18 protein-coding genes are annotated in these 20,785 nt (G+C 56.5%); 11 read left to right on the plus strand and 7 right to left on the minus strand.

Annotated features, from left to right (window positions below):
• Positions 1–22 precede the first annotated feature (22 nt).
• The 3 genes from uvrD to HX773_RS22480 all read left to right on the plus strand — a co-directional run bounded on the left by uvrD (position 23) and on the right by HX773_RS22480 (position 4,645).
• Positions 23–2,185, plus strand: a complete 2,163-nt coding sequence (uvrD, locus tag HX773_RS22470; RefSeq protein ID WP_176973384.1) for a DNA helicase II — start codon at positions 23–25, stop codon at positions 2,183–2,185.
• A 309-nt stretch (positions 2,186–2,494) separates the two neighbouring features.
• Positions 2,495–3,448, plus strand: coding sequence for a magnesium/cobalt transporter CorA (corA, locus tag HX773_RS22475; protein WP_008105777.1), 954 nt, complete (start codon positions 2,495–2,497; stop codon positions 3,446–3,448).
• A gap of 144 nt (positions 3,449–3,592) precedes the next feature.
• A complete protein-coding gene (locus HX773_RS22480) occupies positions 3,593–4,645 on the plus strand; it encodes an AbrB family transcriptional regulator (RefSeq protein WP_176973385.1) in 1,053 nt (350 codons plus the stop codon).
• On the opposite strand, the gene rarD is transcribed toward HX773_RS22480, so the two are convergent.
• The gene (gene rarD / locus HX773_RS22485) at positions 4,616–5,515 is read right to left on the minus strand and encodes an EamA family transporter RarD (protein WP_176973386.1); all 900 of its coding nucleotides are present in this window, start codon (positions 5,513–5,515) and stop codon (positions 4,616–4,618) included. The genes HX773_RS22480 and rarD overlap by 30 nt on opposite strands.
• Positions 5,516–5,536: 21 nt before the next feature.
• On the minus strand, positions 5,537–6,007 hold the full coding sequence (locus tag HX773_RS22490) for a thioesterase family protein (RefSeq protein WP_101763750.1): 471 nt from the start codon (positions 6,005–6,007) through the stop codon (positions 5,537–5,539).
• 165 nt (positions 6,008–6,172) lie between these two features.
• Here HX773_RS22490 and pldA point away from each other — a divergent pair, with 165 nt between their 5' ends.
• The 3 genes from pldA to rhtC are packed head-to-tail and all read left to right on the plus strand — an operon-like array spanning position 6,173 to position 9,537.
• Positions 6,173–7,051, plus strand: a complete 879-nt coding sequence (gene pldA / locus HX773_RS22495; RefSeq protein WP_008105781.1) for a phospholipase A — start codon at positions 6,173–6,175, stop codon at positions 7,049–7,051.
• Positions 7,052–7,074: 23 nt separating this feature from the next.
• Positions 7,075–8,901 carry an ATP-dependent DNA helicase RecQ gene (gene recQ / locus HX773_RS22500; RefSeq protein WP_061719374.1) on the plus strand — a complete coding sequence of 609 codons (1,827 nt, stop codon included), beginning with the start codon at positions 7,075–7,077 and terminating at the stop codon, positions 8,899–8,901.
• Positions 8,902–8,913: 12 nt separating this feature from the next.
• Positions 8,914–9,537, plus strand: coding sequence for a threonine export protein RhtC (gene rhtC, locus HX773_RS22505; RefSeq protein WP_008105783.1), 624 nt, complete (start codon positions 8,914–8,916; stop codon positions 9,535–9,537).
• 83 nt (positions 9,538–9,620) lie between these two features.
• Here the strand turns inward: rhtC and rhtB are convergent, their stop codons facing one another.
• Positions 9,621–10,244: a homoserine/homoserine lactone efflux protein gene (gene rhtB, locus HX773_RS22510; RefSeq protein WP_101763746.1), complete on the minus strand. Its 624-nt coding sequence runs from the start codon at positions 10,242–10,244 to the stop codon at positions 9,621–9,623.
• A 104-nt stretch (positions 10,245–10,348) separates the two neighbouring features.
• Between rhtB and pldB the strand changes: the two genes are divergently transcribed.
• Positions 10,349–11,341 carry a lysophospholipase L2 gene (gene pldB, locus HX773_RS22515; protein ID WP_176973387.1) on the plus strand — a complete coding sequence of 331 codons (993 nt, stop codon included), beginning with the start codon at positions 10,349–10,351 and terminating at the stop codon, positions 11,339–11,341.
• A 37-nt stretch (positions 11,342–11,378) separates the two neighbouring features.
• The gene (yigL, locus tag HX773_RS22520; protein WP_176973388.1) at positions 11,379–12,179 is read left to right on the plus strand and encodes a sugar/pyridoxal phosphate phosphatase YigL; all 801 of its coding nucleotides are present in this window, start codon (positions 11,379–11,381) and stop codon (positions 12,177–12,179) included.
• A 33-nt stretch (positions 12,180–12,212) separates the two neighbouring features.
• On the opposite strand, the gene glpT is transcribed toward yigL, so the two are convergent.
• Positions 12,213–13,553, minus strand: coding sequence for a glycerol-3-phosphate transporter (gene glpT / locus HX773_RS22525; RefSeq protein WP_176973389.1), 1,341 nt, complete (start codon positions 13,551–13,553; stop codon positions 12,213–12,215).
• A gap of 336 nt (positions 13,554–13,889) precedes the next feature.
• On the opposite strand from glpT, the gene HX773_RS22530 reads away from it, so the two are divergent.
• Positions 13,890–14,759 carry a carboxylate/amino acid/amine transporter gene (locus tag HX773_RS22530; RefSeq protein ID WP_176973390.1) on the plus strand — a complete coding sequence of 290 codons (870 nt, stop codon included), beginning with the start codon at positions 13,890–13,892 and terminating at the stop codon, positions 14,757–14,759.
• A gap of 133 nt (positions 14,760–14,892) precedes the next feature.
• On the opposite strand, the gene HX773_RS22535 is transcribed toward HX773_RS22530, so the two are convergent.
• Together HX773_RS22535 and metR are read right to left on the minus strand one after the other, a co-directional pair.
• Positions 14,893–15,372 (minus strand): DUF1456 family protein, encoded by a 480-nt coding sequence (locus HX773_RS22535; protein WP_176973391.1) that lies wholly within the window; start codon positions 15,370–15,372, stop codon positions 14,893–14,895.
• A gap of 93 nt (positions 15,373–15,465) precedes the next feature.
• On the minus strand, positions 15,466–16,398 hold the full coding sequence (gene metR, locus HX773_RS22540; RefSeq protein ID WP_176973392.1) for an HTH-type transcriptional regulator MetR: 933 nt from the start codon (positions 16,396–16,398) through the stop codon (positions 15,466–15,468).
• Positions 16,399–16,533: 135 nt separating this feature from the next.
• On the opposite strand from metR, the gene metE reads away from it, so the two are divergent.
• Positions 16,534–18,804 (plus strand): 5-methyltetrahydropteroyltriglutamate--homocysteine S-methyltransferase, encoded by a 2,271-nt coding sequence (gene metE, locus HX773_RS22545; RefSeq protein WP_176973393.1) that lies wholly within the window; start codon positions 16,534–16,536, stop codon positions 18,802–18,804.
• A gap of 41 nt (positions 18,805–18,845) precedes the next feature.
• On the opposite strand, the gene HX773_RS22550 is transcribed toward metE, so the two are convergent.
• Positions 18,846–19,682: a dienelactone hydrolase family protein gene (locus HX773_RS22550; protein ID WP_176973394.1), complete on the minus strand. Its 837-nt coding sequence runs from the start codon at positions 19,680–19,682 to the stop codon at positions 18,846–18,848.
• A gap of 302 nt (positions 19,683–19,984) precedes the next feature.
• On the opposite strand from HX773_RS22550, the gene udp reads away from it, so the two are divergent.
• The gene (gene udp / locus HX773_RS22555) at positions 19,985–20,746 is read left to right on the plus strand and encodes a uridine phosphorylase (protein ID WP_008105797.1); all 762 of its coding nucleotides are present in this window, start codon (positions 19,985–19,987) and stop codon (positions 20,744–20,746) included.
• Positions 20,747–20,785: the final 39 nt, after the last annotated feature.

Below are 20,785 nucleotides of genomic sequence, written 5' to 3' on the forward strand. Positions count from 1 at the left end.
TTTTCTTTCGCGAACGGTGCTTATGGACGTTTCTGATCTGCTTGACGGCTTGAATGACAAACAGCGCGAGGCGGTCGCCGCACCGCGCAGCAACCTGCTGGTGCTGGCCGGAGCAGGCAGTGGCAAAACCCGTGTGCTGGTGCATCGCATCGCCTGGCTGCTGTCGGTAGAGAACTGCTCGCCGTATTCGATTATGGCGGTGACCTTTACCAACAAAGCGGCGGCGGAAATGCGCCATCGTATCGATCAGCTGATCGGCACCAGCCAGGGCGGCATGTGGATTGGTACTTTCCACGGCCTGGCGCACCGTTTACTGCGCGCGCATCACCTTGATGCCGGCTTGCCGCAGGATTTCCAAATCCTCGACAGCGACGATCAGCTGCGTCTGCTAAAGCGCCTGATCAAAGCGATGAACCTTGATGAGAAACAGTGGCCTGCGCGTCAGGGCATGTGGTACATCAACGGCAAAAAAGATGAAGGCCTGCGGCCAAAACACATCGAAAGCTACGGCAATCCGGTTGAGCAAACCTGGCTGCGCATCTATCAGGCGTATCAGGAAGCCTGCGATCGCGCGGGATTAGTGGATTTCGCCGAGCTGCTGCTGCGCGCCCACGAACTCTGGCTGAACAAGCCGCATATCCTCAACCATTATCGCGAGCGTTTCAGCAACGTGCTGGTGGATGAGTTCCAGGATACCAACAACATTCAATACGCGTGGATTCGCATGCTGGCGGGTGATACCGGCCGCGTGATTATTGTCGGCGATGACGATCAGTCGATTTACGGCTGGCGCGGTGCGCAGGTAGAAAACATCCAGCGCTTCCTGCAGGATTTCCCCGGCGCGGAAACCATTCGTCTGGAGCAGAACTATCGCTCGACCAACAACATTCTGAAAGCCGCTAACACGCTGATCGCCAACAACAATGGCCGCCTCGGTAAAGAGCTGTGGACCGACGGCAGCGATGGCGAAAAGATCTCGCTCTACTGCGCGTTCAACGAGCTGGATGAAGCGCGCTTTGTGGTCAATCGCATCAAAAGCTGGCATGAAAACGGCAATGCGCTGCAGGATTGCGCCATTCTCTACCGCAGCAACGCCCAATCGCGTGTGCTGGAAGAGGCGCTGCTGCAAGGCAGCATGCCGTATCGCATTTATGGCGGCATGCGCTTCTTCGAGCGTCAGGAGATTAAAGATGCGCTGGCCTATCTGCGTTTGATGGCCAATCGCAACGACGATGCAGCCTTTGAGCGTGTGGTGAACACGCCGGTGCGCGGTGTCGGCGATCGCACTCTCGACGTGGTGCGCCAGACCGCGCGCGATCAGCAACTGACTTTGTGGCAGGCCACGCGCGAGCTGCTGCAGAACAAAGCGTTAGCCGGACGCGCCGCGTCGGCGCTGCAACGCTTCTGCGAGCTGGTCGATTCACTGGCCAGCGAAACCGCCGAGATGCCGCTGCATGTGCAAACCGATCGCGTGATTAAAGACTCCGGTTTGTGGGTGATGTACGAGCAGGAGAAGGGTGAGAAAGGCCAGGCGCGTATTGAAAACCTTGAGGAACTGGTCACGGCAACGCGCCAGTTCAGCTATCAGGACGAAGACGAAGATCTGATGCCGCTGCAGGCGTTCTTGTCACATGCGGCGCTGGAAGCGGGTGAAGGTCAGGCCGACAAATGGCAGGATGCGGTGCAGCTGATGACCATGCACTCGGCGAAAGGGCTGGAGTTCAGCCAGGTATTTATCGTCGGCATGGAAGAGGGCATGTTCCCGAGCCAGATGTCGCTGGATGAAGGCGGTCGTCTGGAAGAGGAGCGCCGTCTGGCTTACGTTGGCGTGACGCGTGCAATGGTCAAGCTGACGCTCACCTATGCCGAAAGCCGTCGTCTTTATGGTAAGGAAGTGTATCACCGTCCATCACGCTTCATCGGCGAGCTGCCGGAAGAGTGCGTGGAAGAGGTGCGTTTGCGCGCCAGCGTCAGCCGGCCGGTGAGCCATCAGCGCATGGGTACGCCAATCGCGCACAACGACAGCGGCTTCACGCTCGGCCAGCGCGTGCGACATGCCAAGTTCGGTGAAGGCACCATCATCAACCTCGAAGGCAGCGGCGAACACAGCCGTTTGCAGGTGGCGTTTCAGGGCCAGGGCATCAAGTGGCTAGTGGCGGCTTACGCCCGTCTGGAAACGGTGTAGCGCGGTTGCGTTACCTTGACGACTTTTTCGTCTCAGCGTAACATGCGCGCACTATTATCATGAGAGGACAATGCCTTGGACGCGCCCAGTCGATGCTGGCTCAAACACCTGTTTAACAGGAACTCCTAAGGTTACCTCTTTAAGCTGGTAGCCTTAGCGGTTATCAGCGACCTCCCTTTTTACTCTCGTCGCGTGAGTTAGCACTGATTTACCCTTGAAGCGAAAGTTTCCGTGTTCAGGCTTCGCCGTGCCCGTAATCTACAGTGGTCACCGCCTTGTCCCATTCCGAAAAAATGGGGAGTTATTGCTATGCTGAGCGCATTTAAACTCGATCGTAATCGCCTGACGCGCATCGAGCTGGAAGAAGATAACGACAAACTCAACACGTCTGTTTGGGTCGATCTGATCGAACCTGACGACAGCGAACGCGATCGCGTACAGTGTGAGCTCGGCCAGAGCCTGGCAACGCGTCCGGAGCTGGAAGACATCGAAGCCTCGGCGCGTTTCTTCGAAGACGAAGACGGCCTGCACATTCACTCCTTCTTCTTCTTTGAAGATGCCGAAGACCACGCTGGCAACTCCACGGTGGCATTCACCATCCGCGAAGATCGCCTGTATACGCTGCGCGAACGCGAACTGCCGGCTTTCCGTCTCTATCGCATGCGTGCGCGCAACCAAATGCTGACCGATGGCAACGCCTATGAGCTGCTGCTGGATCTGTTTGAAACCAAAATCGAACAGCTGGCGGATGAGATTGAGAACATCTATAGCGCGCTGGAGAAACTCAGCCGCGTGATCATGGAAGGCCAGCAGGGCGAAGAGTACGATCAGGCGCTGTCACGTCTGGCGGAGCTAGAAGATATCGGCTGGAAAGTACGTTTGTGTCTGATGGATACCCAGCGCGCCCTCAACTTCCTGGTGCGCAAAGCGCGTCTGCCGGGCAACCAGTTGGAGCAGGCGCGTGAAATCCTGCGCGATATCGAATCGCTGCTGCCGCACAACGAATCGCTGTTCCAGAAGGTTAACTTCCTGATGCAGGCGGCGATGGGCTTCATCAATATCGAGCAGAACCGCATCATCAAGATCTTCTCGGTGGTTTCGGTGGTATTCCTGCCGCCAACGCTGGTGGCATCCAGCTACGGCATGAACTTCGAGTTTATGCCGGAGCTGAAATGGAGCTTTGGTTATCCGGGCGCGATTAGCCTGATGATCCTAGCCGGGTTGGCGCCGTACCTCTATTTCAAACGCAAGAACTGGCTGTAACCTGCCTCAAGTCCAGGTCGTCATAAATGACGACCCTACAGAATCGCTGCTGCAAACGTAGGGTCGCCATTTATGGCGACCTGGTAGATTAACTTCACTTTTCTGCGTAACCTGTTGGCTCTGCTCACTATCTGATTCTCTCCTATGGCGCGCTTCTCATTGCGACTTCAGTGGACACTGCTGCTGATTGCTTCGTTAATGCTGGGGATTATCCTCCAGCTGTTCCACCTTCCTGCGGCGCTGCTGCTTGGCCCGATGATTGTCGGCACCGTTATGGGCTTGTCCGGCGCAACTGTTCGCATCGACAAACGTTTCTTCGTACTGGCTCAAGCGGTGCTCGGTTGCATGATTGGCCAGAGCTTATCGCCGGGCATTCTCACGCCGCTGATCCAGGATTGGCCGGTGGTGCTGGCAGTATTGGTGCTGACGTTAGCCGCCAGCGGCCTGTCCGGTTTTCTTCTGGTACGCTTCAGTAACTTGCCCGGCCCAACCGGCGCGTGGGGATCGTCGCCCGGCGGCGCTTCGGCGATGGTGGCGATGGCCGGTGATTTTGGGGCGGATGTGCGGCTGGTGGCGTTTATGCAATATCTGCGTGTGCTGTTTGTTGCCACCGCTGCGGCCGTGGTGGCACGCATTGGCCTCGGCACCCACGGCGGTGCGGCTGAACTGGTGTGGTTTCCCGCGCTGCACAGCAGCTTTCTGCTGACGCTGCTGGTGATGGTCGCCGGCGCGTGGCTCGGCCAGAAGCTGCGAATTCCTTCTGGTGCCTTGCTGCTGCCCGCGCTGATCGGTGCGGTGCTGCACGGCACCGATGTGGCGACTTTGCAGGTACCGGAATGGCTGCTGGCGCTGGCCTATGCGCTGATTGGCTGGAGCGTGGGATTGCGTTTCACCCGGCCGATTTTCAAGCTTGCGCTGCGAACGTTGCCGCAAATGTTGCTGTCGATTTTTGGTTTGATGCTGTTATGCGGCGGATTAGCCTGGATGCTGACGCGCGTGCTGCACGTCGATCTAATGACCGCCTATCTGGCAACCAGCCCGGGCGGGCTGGATACCGTGGCGATAATTGCGGCCGGCACGCGGGTCGATATGGCCTTTGTCATGGCGCTGCAGACGCTGCGTCTGTTCACCATTCTGCTTACCGGCCCGGCGCTGGCGCGTTTTATTTCACGCTACGCGCATGCGCGCCCGAGCTGAGAACGCAACCGCATCAATAATGAACACGGCGAGCGCCAGCCAGATAAAGCCGAAGGTCACCATTTTATCCGGCGTCAGGCGCTCGCCGTAGAACAGCACCGCCAGCAGGAACATCAGCGTTGGGCCCAGATACTGGAAGAAGCCGACGGTCGATAAGCGCAGACGCGCGCAGGCGGCCGCAAACAGCATCAACGGAATGGTGGTAATAATGCCCGCCGCGACCAGCTTGAGATTAAGGCTCATGGCGTTGGCGCTAAGATGGCTGGTGGCGCTATCGGCAAAGCCAAACAGGTAAATTGCCGCCAGCGGAAACAGCCACAGCGTCTCGATCAGCATGCCGCTCTGCGCATCGACCTGAATCTTTTTGCGCACCAAACCGTACAAAGCAAAACTCAACGCCAGGCCAAGGCCGATAATCGGCAGCGATCCAAACTGCCACAGCTGCACCAGCACGCCGGTGGTCGCCAGCAGCACCGCCAGCCACTGCAAGCGGCGGAAGCGCTCGCGCAGAAACAGCATGCCAAACACCACATTAATCAGCGGATTGATAAAGTAGCCGAGGCTGGCTTCCAGCATGTGCTGATTGTTCACTGCCCAGATAAACAGCAGCCAGTTGCCGCCAATGGTGACGGCGGTCAGCGCCAGCAGCAGCACTTTTTTCGGCTGAGCCAGCACGCTGCGCACCTGCGTCCAGTTACGCGTCAAGGTGATCAGCAGCAGCATAAACAGCGCGGACCAAATCACGCGATGCGTCATGATCTCGGTGGCAGGCACCTCTTTGACCAGCTTGAAGTAGGCGGGCGCGATGCCCCAAATGAAGTAAGCGCCGAGCGCGTAGCCAATACCCTGGCGAGTTTGTTGCGTATCCATCATCACATCCAGAGCTGGCGATTAGCCAATCATGTAAGTCGCGGTAGCGGTAGCGATGTAATCGCCTTGCTGGTTATGTAACTCCACGCGCGCCACGGCGACTTTGTTGCCGCCGCGGAGCAGGCTGCTGGTGGCGACAAAGCGCTCGCCGCGGCCAGGGCGCAGATAATCCACGCGCATATCGATGGTGCCCATGCGGGAAAGGCGCTGACGCAGCTCTTCCTCGGTAATGCTCTCCTGACGCGTCAGCGCATAGCTGACACACACCAGCCCGGCGGCGACATCCAGCACCGAGGCGATCACGCCGCCGTGCAGAATCTGCTGCGCCGCGTTGCCGACCAGCATGGTTTTATTGGCGAAGCCGAGTTCGGCGTAATCCGCTTCCAGTCGATCCAGCTCTAATCCGAGCGCCTGATTGAAGGGCATGTGATAAACAAAGATTTCGCCAATCAGACGGCGCGCTTCCTGCTGTGTCAGCAACGGGGATGACATAGTTCCTGCCTTAAAATGTTAACGAGTTGTGTATATTATGCCGCGTTCGAGCCGCTTTCCAGTTTCGGAAATCGGCGCTGATCAACCGCAGGTTTTGCGTGTAGAATGGCCTGCTTTTTGAACCGTCACTTGACGATTACGACACGCAGTTCTCTGGAGAATTCTATGCGTAAGCATTACGCCTTGCTGGCCGCGGCGCTGATCCTTCCTGGCCTGGCGCAGGCTGAAGAAGCCACGATAAAAGAGGTTCATGATGCACCGGCAGTGAAGGGCAGCATTATCGCTAACCTGCTGGAGAAACACGATAACCCGTTCGTGCTTTATCCTTACGAAAACAACTATCTGCTCTACACCTACACCACAGACATGAACAAAGAGGCGATCTCTTCGTACAACTGGGCAGACAAAGCCAAAAATGATGAAGTAAAATTCCAGCTCAGCCTGGCGTTTCCGCTGTGGCGCGGCATTTTAGGCGATAACTCGGTGCTGGCGGCGTCCTATACTCAGCGCTCGTGGTGGCAGCTCTCGAACCGTGGTGCGTCATCACCGTTCCGTGAAACCGATTATGAGCCACAGATTTTCCTTGGCTGGGCCACCGATTACACCTTCGCCGGCTGGACCTTACGCGATGTGGAAACCGGCTTAGTGCATCAGTCGAACGGCCGCAGCGAGCCGACTTCACGCAGCTGGAACCGCGTTTACGCGCGCTTCATGGCGCAGAACGGCAATCTGCTCGCGGAGATCAAACCCTGGTATCGTCTGCCAGAAAGTGAAAGCAATGACGATAACCCGGACATCACCAAATACATGGGTTACTACCGCGCCAAGCTCGGCTACATGATGGGCGAGAACATTTTCAGCGTGGAAGGTAACTACAACTGGAACAGCGGCTTTGGCGGCGCAACCTTCGCCTGGAGCTACCCAATCTCTGAACACGTGCGCTTTTACACGCAGGTCTTCAGCGGTTATGGTGAATCATTGATCGACTATAACCATCGCCAGACGCGCTTCGGCGTGGGCGTGACGCTCAACGATCTGTTCTAACCCGCAACAAAGACAGGATTACCGTGGCAACATCGGCAGTGCTTAATCAGGAAATGCTGGCGCAGCAGGTATTACAAGATACCTTCGGCTATCAGCAGTTCCGCCCAGGTCAGCAAAACATCATCGAAACCGCCCTGTCAGGACGCGATTGTCTGGTGGTGATGCCGACCGGCGGCGGCAAATCGCTGTGCTATCAAATCCCGGCGCTGGTGCGCGAAGGGCTGACGCTGGTGGTTTCACCGCTGATTTCACTGATGAAAGATCAGGTCGATCAGCTGCTGGCCAACGGCGTGGCTGCAGCGTGCCTCAACTCGACGCAGACGCGCGAGCAGCAGCAGCAGGTGTTTGCGGATTGTCGTACCGGCAAGCTCAAGCTGCTGTATATCGCGCCTGAACGTCTGATGATGGACAACTTCCTCGACAGCCTGCACCAGTGGAATCCGGTGATGCTGGCGGTGGATGAAGCGCACTGTATTTCGCAGTGGGGCCACGATTTCCGTCCGGAATATGGCTCGATCGGCCAGCTGCGTCAGCACTTCCCCGATCTGCCGGTTATGGCGTTGACCGCCACCGCCGATGAAACCACGCGTAACGATATCGCCCATCTGCTGCAGATGGACGATCCGCTGATTCAAATCAGCAGCTTTGACCGCCCCAATATTCGCTACACGCTGGTGGAGAAATTCAAACCCACCGAGCAGTTACTGCGTTACGTGCAGGATCAGCGCGGCAAAAGCGGCATCATTTACTGTAACAGCCGCGCCAAAGTGGAAGACACCGCCGCACGTCTGCAGAGCCGTGGCTTGAGCGTTGGCGCTTATCACGCCGGTATCGATAGCGCGCAGCGTGCCAGCGTGCAGGAAGCCTTCCAGCGTGACGATCTGCAAATTGTGGTCGCCACCGTCGCATTCGGTATGGGCATCAACAAACCGAACGTGCGCTTTGTGGTGCACTTCGATATTCCGCGCAACATCGAATCCTATTATCAGGAAACCGGCCGCGCCGGGCGTGATGGCCTGCCTGCCGAAGCGATGATGCTTTATGATCCGGCCGACATGGCGTGGCTGCGTAAATGTCTGGAAGAGAAAGTGCCCGGCCCGTTGCAGGATATTGAACGCCACAAGCTCAACGCGATGGGCGCGTTTGCTGAAGCGCAAACTTGTCGTCGTCTGGTATTGCTGAACTATTTCGGCGAAGGTCGCCAGCAGCAGTGTGATAACTGCGATATCTGCCTCGATCCGCCGCGTCGCTACGACGGTTTGCTGGAAGCGCAAAAGGCGCTGTCGAGCATCTATCGTACCGGCCAACGCTTTGGTATGGGCTATATTGTTGAAGTTTTGCGCGGTGCCAGCAATCAGCGCATTCGCGACAACGGCCACGACAAACTGCCGGTGTACGGCTTAGGCCGCGAACACAGCCACGAACACTGGATCAGCGTGCTGCGTCAGCTGATTCACCTCGGGATGGTGACGCAAAACATCGCCATGCATTCGGCGCTGCAACTCACCGAAGCGGCGCGTCCGGTGTTACGTGCCGAAGTGCCGCTGATGCTGGCGGTGCCGCGTATCGTGACGGTGAAAACGCGCGGCAGCAGTTCGCCGAAAGTACACAGCGGCAATTACGATCGCCAGCTGTTTGCCAAGCTGCGTAAGCTGCGCAAAGCGATTGCCGATGAAGAGAATATTCCGCCGTACGTGGTGTTTAACGATGCCACGCTGATTGAAATGGCAGAACAAATGCCGATTAGCGCGTCAGAAATGCTCAGCGTGAACGGCGTCGGTCATCGCAAACTGGAGCGTTTTGGTAAGCCGTTCCTGGTGATGATCAAAGAACATGTTGATGAAGGTTAAAGGAAAAAATTCATGCTGATGTTATTCGCCACCGTCGCGCTGGTGCATCTGGTTGCGCTGATGAGTCCCGGCCCGGACTTCTTCTTTGTGTCGCAAACGGCGGCAAGCCGCTCGCGCAAAGAGGCGATGATGGGCGTTCTGGGCATTACGTTGGGCATTGTGATCTGGGCCGGTGTGGCGCTGATGGGCCTGCATCTGATCCTGGAAAAAATGGCCTGGCTGCATGAAATCATTATGGTCGGCGGCGGATTGTATCTGCTGTGGATGGGCTGGCAGCTGATGCGCTCAGCGCGTCAACGTCATAAGCAGCCGCAATCGGAAGCGCCTGTGGTGGAGCTGCCGAAAAGAGGCATGAGCTTCCTGAAAGGTTTCCTGACTAACCTGTCTAATCCGAAAGCGATCATTTACTTCGGTAGCGTGTTCTCACTGTTTGTGGGTAACGATGTCGGCGCGATGGAGCGCTGGGGATTGTTCCTGCTGATTATCGGTGAGACGTTTGCATGGTTTACGCTGGTGGCGGCGATTTTCGCTATGCCGTGGATGCGTGATAAGTATCAGCGTATGGCGAAGTGGGTGGATGGTATGGCGGGCGTGTTGTTCGCCGGTTTTGGCATTCATCTCATTATCTCTCGATAAGATCTCGATCCGTAGCGGCGCAATTTATTGCGCATCGGAAACTGCGCGCGATAAATCGCGCCGCTACGAGTCAGTGCAGATATTTACGCCATTCTGCGTGCGCTGGCTAACAGCGCACCAACCGCCATAAACAATCCACCAAAGGTGCGGTTCAGCAGTTTCATCTGCTTCGGTCCTTTAATCCAGCCGGCGATACGCGTTGCCAGCGTGGCGTAACCAATCATCACGATGATATCGACCACAATGGTGGTCACGCCCAGCACCAGATATTGCATGAGCTGCGGCTGGTGCGGCTGAATAAACTGCGGGAACAGCGCGGCGAGAAACACGATGCTTTTCGGGTTGGTGAGGTTCACCAATACGGCACGCTTAAACAGGCGGCGACGCGGCATCGCTTTGGCAACGGCGTCGAGATCGATGCCACCCGCGGAGCGCCACTGCTGAATGCCCAGCCACACCAGATAGGCTGCGCCGGCCCACTTCAGGACTTCAAACGCCAGAATCGATTGGGAAAACAGCGCACCTAAACCGGCGCCGACCAGCACAATATGAATTGCCAGACCCAGCTGCAAGCCGGTAATCGATGCCGCTGCGCCGCGATAGCCGTGACTGATGCCGGTGCTCATGGTGTTAATCGCGCCGGACCCGGGTGAAAGGCTGAGGATGGTTGTGGTCAGCAGATAGGTTAACCACCATTCAATGGTCATGTGTGACATTCCCTGAAGTTAGCGAAGTGTGACACAATACGACAGAAAATCGCCGCACGCTACGCAGCACAGGCGCGCGAATCACGTTTTTTTCAGGGGGACGGATGCAGCATCATAAACAGAGTTGGCTCGGACGTGAGCGAGGCTTTTCGGCCTTTGCCACCGGTCCGCTGCTCGACTTCTGGCGTCGCCGTGAAGAGTGTGAATTCACTGGCGTCGGCAACCTGAAGATTCGCTACGTCCGTTTCACCTCACCGCAACATCGTCGTGTCATTCTGGTCGTGCCTGGCCGCATTGAAAGCTATATCAAGTATCCCGAACTGGCTTACGACCTGTTCATGTGCGGCTACGATGTGGTGATTCTCGACCATCGCGGTCAGGGACGCTCCGAACGTCTGCTGGAAGATTCGCATCGCGGCCATGTGGTGGAATTTGGCGACTACGTTGACGATCTGGAAACGCTGTATCTGAAAGAGATCGTAAGCAACCATTATCAGCAGCGCTACGTTCTGGCCCACTCGATGGGCGGCGCGATTTTAGCGCTGTTTCTGGCGCGTCAGCCGCAGGCGTTTCATGCTGCGGTGTTCTCCGCGCCAATGTTTGGCATTGTGCTCCCGCTGCCCGACTGGATGGCGCACCGCATTCTCGACTGGACAGAAAAACTGCCGGCGCTGCGTGAAGGCTACGCGCTGGGCACCGGGCGCTGGCGCGCCAATCCGTTTGGCATCAACCGCCTGACGCACAGCCGCGAACGGTATCGCCGCAACCTGCGTTTTTACGCCGACGATCCGGCGATTCGCGTCGGTGGCCCCACTTATCACTGGGTGCGCGAAGGCGTGCAGGCCGGGCGGGATATCTTCAATCAGGTGGCGAAAATCACCACGCCGACCTTGCTGCTGCAGGCCAGTGAAGATGATGTGGTGGATAACCGCTCACAAAATCTATTTTGTACGGCGATGGCCGAAGCAGGACATCCCTGCGCGGGCAACGCACCGTATGTGATAAAAGGAGCGCGTCATGAGATCTTGTTCGAAACAGACGCGATGCGTGCCGAAGCGCTAAACGTGGTGGTCGATTTCTTTGAACGCCACGCTTAATCAATTTTACTTTCCGATATCAACACCCGAGGTTTACATGTATCACATCGTCGCATCCGACCTGGATGGCACGCTGCTCTCTCCGGACCACCGTCTGACGCCGTTCGCTCGCACCACGCTGCAGGAACTGGTGGCGCGTGACATCCACTTTGTTTTTGCCACCGGCCGTCACTACATCGACGTCGGACAGATGCGCGATAAGCTCGGCATTCCGGCTTACATGATCACGTCCAATGGCGCGCGCGTGCACAATGCCGAGGGTGAACTGGTGTTCAGCCACAACCTCGACGCCGACATCGCCAGCGATCTGTACGGCTTGCAATATCATGACGAGCACATCCTGACGCACGTCTACCGCGACGATGAGTGGTTCATGAGCCGTCATCGCCCGGATGAGCAGGACTATTTCCGCGAATCGGTGTTTAACTATCAGGTTTACCAGCCGGGCATGCTGCCGACCGACGGCATCAGCAAAGTGTTCTTCACCTGCGAAGATCCGGAGCGTTTGGTTCCCATGGAGCAGGCGATTGAAGCGCGCTGGGGCGATCGCGTGAATGTCAGCTTCTCGCTGCCGACGTGCCTGGAAGTGATGGCGGGTGGCGTTTCTAAAGGCCACGCGCTGGAAGCGGTAGCGAAACAGCTCGGCCACTCGCTGAAAGCGTGCATCGCCTTCGGCGACGGCATGAATGACGTTGAAATGCTCAGCATGTCAGGCAAAGGCTGCATTATGCGTAATGGCCAGCAGCGTCTTAAAGACACCTTGCCGACGCTGGAAGTGATTGGCAGTAACGCTGATGATGCGGTGCCGCACACGCTGCGTAAACTGTTTCTCGCCTAAATATACGGGCCGGTTATCACCGGCCCGTTCTGATTATGCCAGCTGTTTCTTGTGCTTGTGTTCACTGACCATGGTGAGCAGCAGCAGAATCACCGCCAGCACCGATCCGCCAATCATCACAATGAATCCGCCGTCCCAACCGAAGTAATCCACGGTGTAACCGACAATGGCACTGGCCGCTACCGATCCGCCGAGATAGCCAAACAGCCCGGTAAAGCCCGCTGCCGTTCCGGCCGCTTTTTTCGGTGCCAGCTCCAGCGCGTGCAAGCCAATCAACATCACCGGACCGTAAATCAGGAAGCCGATCACAATCATGCACAGCATGTCGATGCCTGGATTGCCCGGAGGATTCAGCCAGTACACCACGGTGGCGATGGTCACCAGCGTCATAAAGAACACGCCGGTTGCGCCACGGTTGCCGCGGAACACTTTGTCCGACATCCAGCCGCACAGCAGCGTGCCGGGAATGCCGGCATATTCATAGAAGAAGTAGGCCCACGAGGATTTATCCAGCGTAAAGTGCTTCACTTCTTTCAAATAGGTGGGCGACCAATCGAGAATGCCGTAGCGCAGCAGGTAAACAAACACGTTTGCCAGCGCGATGTACCACAACAGCTTATTGGGCAGAATGTACTGCATGAAAATCTGCTTCGCCGTCAGCTCCTGCTCGTGGTTCTCGCTGTAGTCCGGCGGATAATCATTCTTCCAGGCTTCAATCGGTGGCAAACCGCAGGATTGCGGTGTATCGCGCATAAGGGCGAAAGCGATAATCGCGATGAAGATGGCGCCAAAGGCTGGCATATACAGTGCGGCTTTCCAGTCGTTAAACCACGCCATACCGAGCAGGAACAGCAGCGGTGGAATACCGCCACCGACGTTATGCGCACAGTTCCACACCGACACAATGCCGCCGCGCTCTTTCTGCGACCACCAATGCACCATGGTGCGCCCACACGGTGGCCAACCCATGCCCTGGAACCAGCCGCACAGGAACAGCAGTACAAACATCACCATAATGCTGGAGGTGGCCCACGGCACGAAGCCCATCACCAGCATCACGGCTGCGGCGAGGATCAATCCGGCGGGCAAAAACACGCGCGGATTTGAGCGGTCCGATACCGAACCCATGATGAATTTCGAGAAGCCGTAAGCGATGGAAATTCCCGATAGCGCAAAGCCGAGATCGCCGCGCGAGAAACCTTGTTCCACCAGATAAGGCATCGCCAGCGCAAAGTTCTTACGCACCAAATAGTAGGCGGCATAGCCAAAAAATATGCCCAGGAAGATTTGCCAGCGCAGGCGACGATAAAGCGGATCGACCCGATCATCGGCCACTTGCGAGCGATGCGGTGCAGGTTTGAAGATACTCAACATGAGTGTGGCCCTCCAGGGCGCGATATAGTTATGAGTTCCCAGCAGGTTGGGGCAAAAACAGGCAGTAAAAATGGCAAAGCGAAGTTTCCATTTCGCGCAAAGGATAGTGATGGTCACGCGCGGTTACTGTGACATGTGACACATATGTTACAGTTTTATGACAATGAAGAGCGATAAAAACCAGCAAATGTTGTATTTCGAGCATTTTTATCCAGAAGAAAAGTCGGGAAGTGAATGTTGTGTGACGCTATTTCGTTCACTTGTAAACCAGATAGTTCACCCCGATTTCGACAGTTTGTTTACACTAGCGGCACTGTTCATTTTGGGATCGTTACCGTGCCGTTACTGATCGTTACCACCATTCTGTGGTCTTTTTCCTTCAGTTTAATCGGGGAATACCTCGCAGGTCAGGTGGATTCCTGGTTCTCTGTGTTAATGCGTCTGGCGCTCGCCGCCATCGTCTTCCTGCCGTTTCTGCGCTGGCGCGGTTATCGTGCTTCCACCATCCTGCTGTATATGCTGGTAGGCATGTTGCAGCTCGGCATCATGTATTTGCTGAGTTTTGAAGCTTATCTATATCTCAGCGTGACCGAGTTCCTGCTGTTCACCGTGATGACGCCGCTGTATGTCACGCTGATCTACGATTTGCTCAGCCGACGCCCGCTGCGTATCGGCTATGCCTTCAGCGCGCTGCTGGCAGTAATCGGTGCGGCGATTATTCGTTACGACAAAGTCAGTGACCATTTCTGGTTCGGCTTGCTGCTGGTGCAGGCGGCAAACATCTGCTTCGCCATCGGCATGGTGGGCTACAAACGCCTGCAGGAAACTCGCCCTATGCCGCAGCACACCGCGTTTTCGTGGTTCTATCTGGGCGCGGTGATTATCGCGGTGATCGCCTGGAGCTTGTGGGGCAATCCGAACAAACTGCCGACCACGTCGCTGCAGTGGGGCATTCTGGTGTGGCTGGGCGTAGCGGCTTCAGGTTTGGGCTACTTCATGTGGAACTACGGCGCTACGCAGGTGGATGCCGGCACGCTGGGCATTATGAACAACATGCATGTGCCAGCGGGCTTGCTGGTGAATCTGGCGATCTGGCAGGAAAAACCGCATTGGCCGAGTTTTATCGCTGGCGCTGCCGTGATTTTCGCATCCCTGTATGTGCATAAACGCTGGGTGCTAGGCAAGACGGCCCAAAGCAACGCATAGGCAAAGAGGGAAGGGATAGCGCGGCAGAGGAGCAAAGCATCCGAGCCATGGATGGCGAGGCTGATCCACAGGGAAGTGGTTTCCCTTTGCGATCTGCCGCGCTATCCCTGACCCGGCTCGAACAAAGAAGCGATTAACCCTTCTTAACCGGCGCCGGACGATGAATCATCGTCAAACCTTTCAGGAAATTACGCAGAATCTGGTCACCGCATTCGCGGAAATTCTTATGGTCTGGGTTGCGGAAGATCGCGCCAACCTCAGCCTGTGAAATCTTAAAGTTCGCTTTCAGCAGCACATCCGGAATATCGGTGGTCTTCAGCTCAAACGCGATACGCAATTTCTTCATAAAAATGTTGTTATTCATGCGACGCTCAATCGAAGGCGCGGGCGCATCTTCACTCTTACCGCGACGGTAAAAAATCAGACCGTTAAGGAAGTAGCCCATCAATACATCCGGCAGCTTGCGAAACGCGGCATCGTCATCTTTCTTCATCCACGCCTGCACGTCTTCCAGCGGTACTTCACTTCCCGCCAGGGCAAAAATCTCCACCACTTTGCTATCGCTCAAATCAAGCATATAGCGCACGCTGCGCAGAACATCGTTACTCATCATGGTGAAACTCTCTTGGTCGCGGGTTGAGGCGGCGCATTATAGAGCAGGCGGGGCAGGGATAACAGCGCGGGCGACCTTCGCCGCCCAACAACATCAGGATGAGGTAGTTTGCAGTGAGCCGGGACGCGCAGCATCGCGCACGAAGGGCAGATGTTCACAGGCATGCTGACGGGCAAACCGCACAAAGGCTTCCATCACCGGCTGACGCTGCTCGCCTTCGCGAACGGCGGCATACAAGCGGCTCCACAAGCCATCGCCCAAGGTCTTCGTCACCACTAAACCCTGCTGCTCAAAATTCTCTACCACCCAATGCGGCAGCGCGGCGATGCCCATGCGCGCCGACACCATTTGAATCAGCAACAGCGTATTGTCCACGCTCTTCAAGGCCGGACTGACGCCCGCAGGCTGCAGGAAATGGCGCCACACATCCAAACGCTGACGCTGCACCGGATAGATCATCAGCACCTCATCGGCCATATCTTCCGGGGCAATATGCTCAAGCTGCGCCAAAGGATGATCCGGCGCCATCACCAAACGCACTTCAAAATCGAACATCGGTGAATAGAACAACCCGCTGCGCGGCAAAATATCGGAGGTCAACACCACATCCAGCTCGCCCTGCTGCAGCGCGGGTTGCGGATCAAAGGTCACGCCGGATTTGAAATCCATCACCACCTGCGGCCAGCTCTGGCGGAAATTATTCAGCGCGGGCGTTAGCCATTGAATACAGCTGTGACACTCGATGGCGATACGCAACGTGGCCTGATGTGGCTCATGACACGCCTGCAAAGCCTGCTGAATCTGCGGCAAAACCTGCTCAGCCAACTGCAGCAAAATCTCTCCCTGCGGCGTAAAACGCAGCGGCTGGCTTTTGCGCACAAACAGACGAAAGCCCAGCCGCTGCTCCAGATCGCTGAACTGGTGAGACAACGCCGATTGCGTCTGATGAAGCTGGGAGGCGGCGGCGGCTAACGAGCCGGTATTCCGTAACGCCTGCAGCGTCCGCAGGTGTTTGAGTTCGATCATGAGAATCCTTCACATCGAGATTGAACAAATTGCGCTTGAGGAACATACAGTACCCGCAGATTATGGCGGTGTAAACATCTGGACGGCTAAACATCTCTGCACGCTACTCAGCTAAGAATATCTGGAGAACAGAAAATGACCATTCTGAACCATACACTCGGTTTCCCTCGCGTCGGTCTGCGTCGTGAACTGAAGAAAGCACAGGAAAGCTATTGGGCAGGTAAAAGCTCACAGGAAGAGCTGCTGGCGGTGGGGCGCGAACTGCGCGCCCGTCACTGGCAACAGCAGAAAGAGGCGGGCGTCGACCTGCTGCCGGTGGGGGATTTTGCCTGGTACGATCACGTACTTACCACCAGCCTGCTGCTGGGTAATGTGCCAGCACGCCACCAAAACCAGGATGGCTCGGTCGATCTCGACACGCTGTTCCGCCTTGGCCGTGGCCGCGCGCCAAGCGGTGAACCGGCGGCGGCGGCGGAAATGACCAAATGGTTCAACACCAACTATCACTACATGGTGCCGGAATTCACTCAAGGCCAGCAGTTCAAACTCACCTGGACGCAACTGCTGGACGAAGTTGATGAAGCGCTGGCGCTCGGGCACAAGATTAAACCGGTGCTGCTGGGGCCGGTTACCTATCTGTGGCTGGGTAAAGTGAAAGGTGTGCCGTTCGATCGCCTGTCACTGCTCAAAGACATTCTGCCGGTTTACCAACAGGTGCTGGCTGAACTGAAAAAACGCGGTATCGAATGGGTACAAATTGATGAGCCAGCACTGGCGCTGGAACTGCCGCAAGTGTGGCGCGATGCCTTCAAACCGGCTTACGCCGCGCTGCAGGGCGAAAGCAAACTGCTGCTCACCACCTATTTCGACAGCATCGGCCAGAACCTCGACGTGATCAAAGCGCTGCCGGTGCAAGGTCTGCACGTTGACCTGGTTCACGGCAAAGACGACATCCAACAGTTGAACAGGCAGATTCCCGCGGATTGGCTGCTCTCCGTCGGCGTGATCAACGGACGTAACGTCTGGCGTGCCGATCTCAGCAGCTGGTTTGCGCGTCTGCAGCCTCTGGTGGGTCAGCGCCAACAGTTGTGGATCGGATCATCTTGCTCGTTGCTGCACAGTCCAATCGATCTGAGCGTGGAAACCCGACTCGATGAAGAGGTGAAAAGTTGGTTCGCCTTTGCCCTGCAGAAGTGCGCTGAGCTTGCACTGCTGAGTCATGCGCTGAACAACAATGATGCCGCTTCGCTGGTCGAGTGGAGCGCGCCGATTCGTGCGCGAGCCAACTCCACGCGCGTTCACAATGCCGCCGTCGGCGAGCGTCTGGCGAAAATTCAGGCGAAAGACGTTGAACGTGCCAGCAGCTACACCGAGCGTGCCAAAGCGCAGCGTAACCGCTTTAACCTGCCAGCGTGGCCGACCACCACCATCGGTTCATTCCCGCAGACCACCGAAATTCGCGGCCTGCGCCTCGACTTCAAAAAAGGCAACATCGACGGTGGTAACTATCGCACTGGCATCGCCGAACACATCAAACAGGCGATTGTTGAGCAGGAACGTTTGGGCCTCGACGTGCTGGTGCACGGGGAAGCAGAGCGTAACGACATGGTGGAATACTTCGGCGAGAACCTCGACGGCTTCGTGTTCACCCAAAACGGCTGGGTACAGAGCTACGGCTCACGCTGCGTTAAACCACCAATTATCATCGGCGACGTAAGCCGTCCGCAAGCCATCACCGTTGAGTGGGCGAAGTACGCGCAGTCGCTGACCGACAAACCGGTGAAAGGCATGCTGACCGGTCCGGTAACGATTCTCTGCTGGTCGTTCCCGCGTGAAGATGTGAGCCGTGAAACCATCGCCAAACAGATTGCGCTGGCGCTGCGTGACGAAGTGGAAGATCTGGAAAAAGCCGGTATCGGCATTATTCAGATTGATGAACCGGCACTGCGCGAAGGCCTGCCGCTGCATCAGTCCGATTGGGCTGCATATCTGACCTGGGCGGTGGATGCGTTCCGTCTTAATGCCGCCGTGGCGCAGGATGAAACCCAGATCCACACCCACATGTGTTACTGCGAGTTTAATGACATCATGGACTCGATTGCTGCGCTGGATGCGGACGTCATCACTATCGAAACCTCACGCTCCGATATGGATCTGCTGGATACCTTTAAGGAGTTCGACTATCCCAACGAAATCGGTCCGGGCGTATATGACATTCATTCGCCGAACGTGCCGAGCGTGGAGTGGATGGAAGAGTTGCTGCGTAAAGCAGCGCAGAGCATCCCGGAAGAGCGTCTGTGGGTTAACCCGGATTGTGGCCTGAAAACGCGTGGCTGGACGGAAACCCGTCAGGCGCTGGCGAACATGGTAAAAGCGGCGCAAAACCTGCGGGGTGAAACGGTTTAGTGGTTGAGAAGGAAATTGGGGCGCATACGCGCCCCTTTTTATTACGCGTTCGGCGCTACGCCATACTGCGCGAACCACGCCAGCATGCGTTGCCAGCCATCTTTGGCCGAATCGGCGTGATAGCTCGCACGATAATCCGCGTTGAAAGCATGTCCTGCATCCGGATACACCACGATCTCCGCTTTAGCATTGGCGGCATGCAGCGCCTGTCGCATCTTATCAATGCTCTCCAGCGGGATGCTCTCATCCTGACCACCGTAAAGACCTAGCACCGGCGCATTCAGATCCACCGCGATATCGATCGGGTGCTTCTGCTGCTTCAGCGTCTTCTCACCGTCTAAACGGCCATACCACGCCACCGCCGCGCGGACCTGCGGATTGTGCGCGGCAAACAGCCAGCTAATGCGTCCGCCCCAGCAGAAACCGGTAATCGCCAGGCGACGGATATCACCATCGTGGCGCGTGGCCCAGTTGGCCACATGATCGAGATCGGACAACACCTGCGAATCCGGAACTTTGCTCACCAGCTCTTTGAACAGCGTGGGAATGTCGTGGTAATCGTTGGGATCGCCTTCACGGAAATAGAGTTCCGGAGCGATCGCCAGATAACCTTCCAACGCCAGACGGCGGCAGACATCGCGGATATGCTCGTGCACCCCGAAAATCTCCTGCACCACCAACACAACCGGCAAGGTCCCTTGATACTCTTTTGGTCGGGCGTAATAAGCGGGCAGATTCTCGCCCTGGCTCGGAACCGAGGTCTCGCCAGCATGAATCGCGTCGCTGCTGGTAATAATGGTGCTGCTTGCGGTGGGCTGAACGGCCGGTGCAAAGCCGCCGGGTGCCGTTTTTTGTGCCATATTGTCTTCGGTTTTCATTGTTCTCTCCGTGCTAGCAAATGCGCAATCACGTAACTATAGCCTGGCGAAGTGAAGCAAGGCTGGCGTAGGGTGCAGAGGGATTTTTTTCACGTGTGCTGCTTCTCTATTAACATTGCCACCAACACTTACACAGCACCGCTTGTAGCAATTCAGAATTGCACAGCGCCAATGTGTGATGTAAATCACATAATGTTTTTCTGATAATGTAAGTTTCATTATCGATGGTGAATTGAGTCACATATTTATACCGCCTGCTCACGTAGAGTGGCGCGCTCATCCCCAATTATCAGGAGTCTGTTATGGCCCAGTCTGACGTTTTCCACCTTGGCATCACCAAAGCTGATTTGAAAGGAGCCACGTTGGCCATCGTGCCTGGCGATCCTGAGCGCGTGAAGAAAATCGCCGCGCTGATGGACAACCCACAGCATCTGGCTTCACACCGTGAATTCACCACCTATCTGGCTGAAGTGGATGGCAAACCGGTTGTGGTGTGCTCCACCGGTATTGGCGGACCTTCAACGTCAATTGCGGTTGAAGAGCTGGCACAACTCGGCGTGCGCACGTTCCTGCGCGTTGGCACCACCGGCGCTATCCAGCCGCATATTAATGTTGGCGATGTGCTGGTCACTACCGCATCGGTACGCCTCGACGGCGCCAGCCTGCACTTTGCGCCGATGGAGTTCCCAGCGGTGGCTGATTTCACCTGCACCACCGCGCTGGTGGCAGCGGCAGAAGCGTGCGGCGCGAAAACCCACATTGGTATTACCGCCTCATCTGACACCTTCTATCCAGGCCAGGAACGCTACGATACCTTCTCCGGTCGCGTAGTGAATCGCTTCCAGGGTTCAATGGAAGAGTGGCAGCAAATGGGCGTCCTTAACTATGAGATGGAATCCGCTACACTGTTAACCATGTGCGCCAGTCAGGGACTGCGTGCCGGCATGGTGGCTGGCGTCATCGTGAACCGTACGCAAAAAGAGATCCCGGATGCCGCGACCATGAAGCAGACCGAAAGTGATGCGGTGAAAATTGTGGTTGAAGCCGCGCGTCGCTTAATTTAGTGCGCCAGCCAGGGATGAATTCGAGACCAGGCTTATAGG

It is taken from the genome of Pantoea sp. B9002 (genome assembly GCF_013385945.1).
Lineage (GTDB): Bacteria > Pseudomonadota > Gammaproteobacteria > Enterobacterales > Enterobacteriaceae > Pantoea.

Coding starts and splice junctions, on each gene's coding strand:
- uvrD (WP_176973384.1), top strand. CDS start 23: ATGGACGTTTCTGATCTGCTTGACGGCTTGAATGACAAACAGCGCGAG.
- corA (WP_008105777.1), top strand. CDS start 2,495: ATGCTGAGCGCATTTAAACTCGATCGTAATCGCCTGACGCGCATCGAG.
- HX773_RS22480 (WP_176973385.1), top strand. CDS start 3,593: ATGGCGCGCTTCTCATTGCGACTTCAGTGGACACTGCTGCTGATTGCT.
- rarD (WP_176973386.1), bottom strand. CDS start 5,515: ATGGATACGCAACAAACTCGCCAGGGTATTGGCTACGCGCTCGGCGCT.
- HX773_RS22490 (WP_101763750.1), bottom strand. CDS start 6,007: ATGTCATCCCCGTTGCTGACACAGCAGGAAGCGCGCCGTCTGATTGGC.
- pldA (WP_008105781.1), top strand. CDS start 6,173: ATGCGTAAGCATTACGCCTTGCTGGCCGCGGCGCTGATCCTTCCTGGC.
- rhtC (WP_008105783.1), top strand. CDS start 8,914: ATGCTGATGTTATTCGCCACCGTCGCGCTGGTGCATCTGGTTGCGCTG.
- rhtB (WP_101763746.1), bottom strand. CDS start 10,244: ATGACCATTGAATGGTGGTTAACCTATCTGCTGACCACAACCATCCTC.
- pldB (WP_176973387.1), top strand. CDS start 10,349: ATGCAGCATCATAAACAGAGTTGGCTCGGACGTGAGCGAGGCTTTTCG.
- yigL (WP_176973388.1), top strand. CDS start 11,379: ATGTATCACATCGTCGCATCCGACCTGGATGGCACGCTGCTCTCTCCG.
- glpT (WP_176973389.1), bottom strand. CDS start 13,553: ATGTTGAGTATCTTCAAACCTGCACCGCATCGCTCGCAAGTGGCCGAT.
- HX773_RS22535 (WP_176973391.1), bottom strand. CDS start 15,372: ATGATGAGTAACGATGTTCTGCGCAGCGTGCGCTATATGCTTGATTTG.
- metR (WP_176973392.1), bottom strand. CDS start 16,398: ATGATCGAACTCAAACACCTGCGGACGCTGCAGGCGTTACGGAATACC.
- metE (WP_176973393.1), top strand. CDS start 16,534: ATGACCATTCTGAACCATACACTCGGTTTCCCTCGCGTCGGTCTGCGT.
- HX773_RS22550 (WP_176973394.1), bottom strand. CDS start 19,682: ATGAAAACCGAAGACAATATGGCACAAAAAACGGCACCCGGCGGCTTT.
- udp (WP_008105797.1), top strand. CDS start 19,985: ATGGCCCAGTCTGACGTTTTCCACCTTGGCATCACCAAAGCTGATTTG.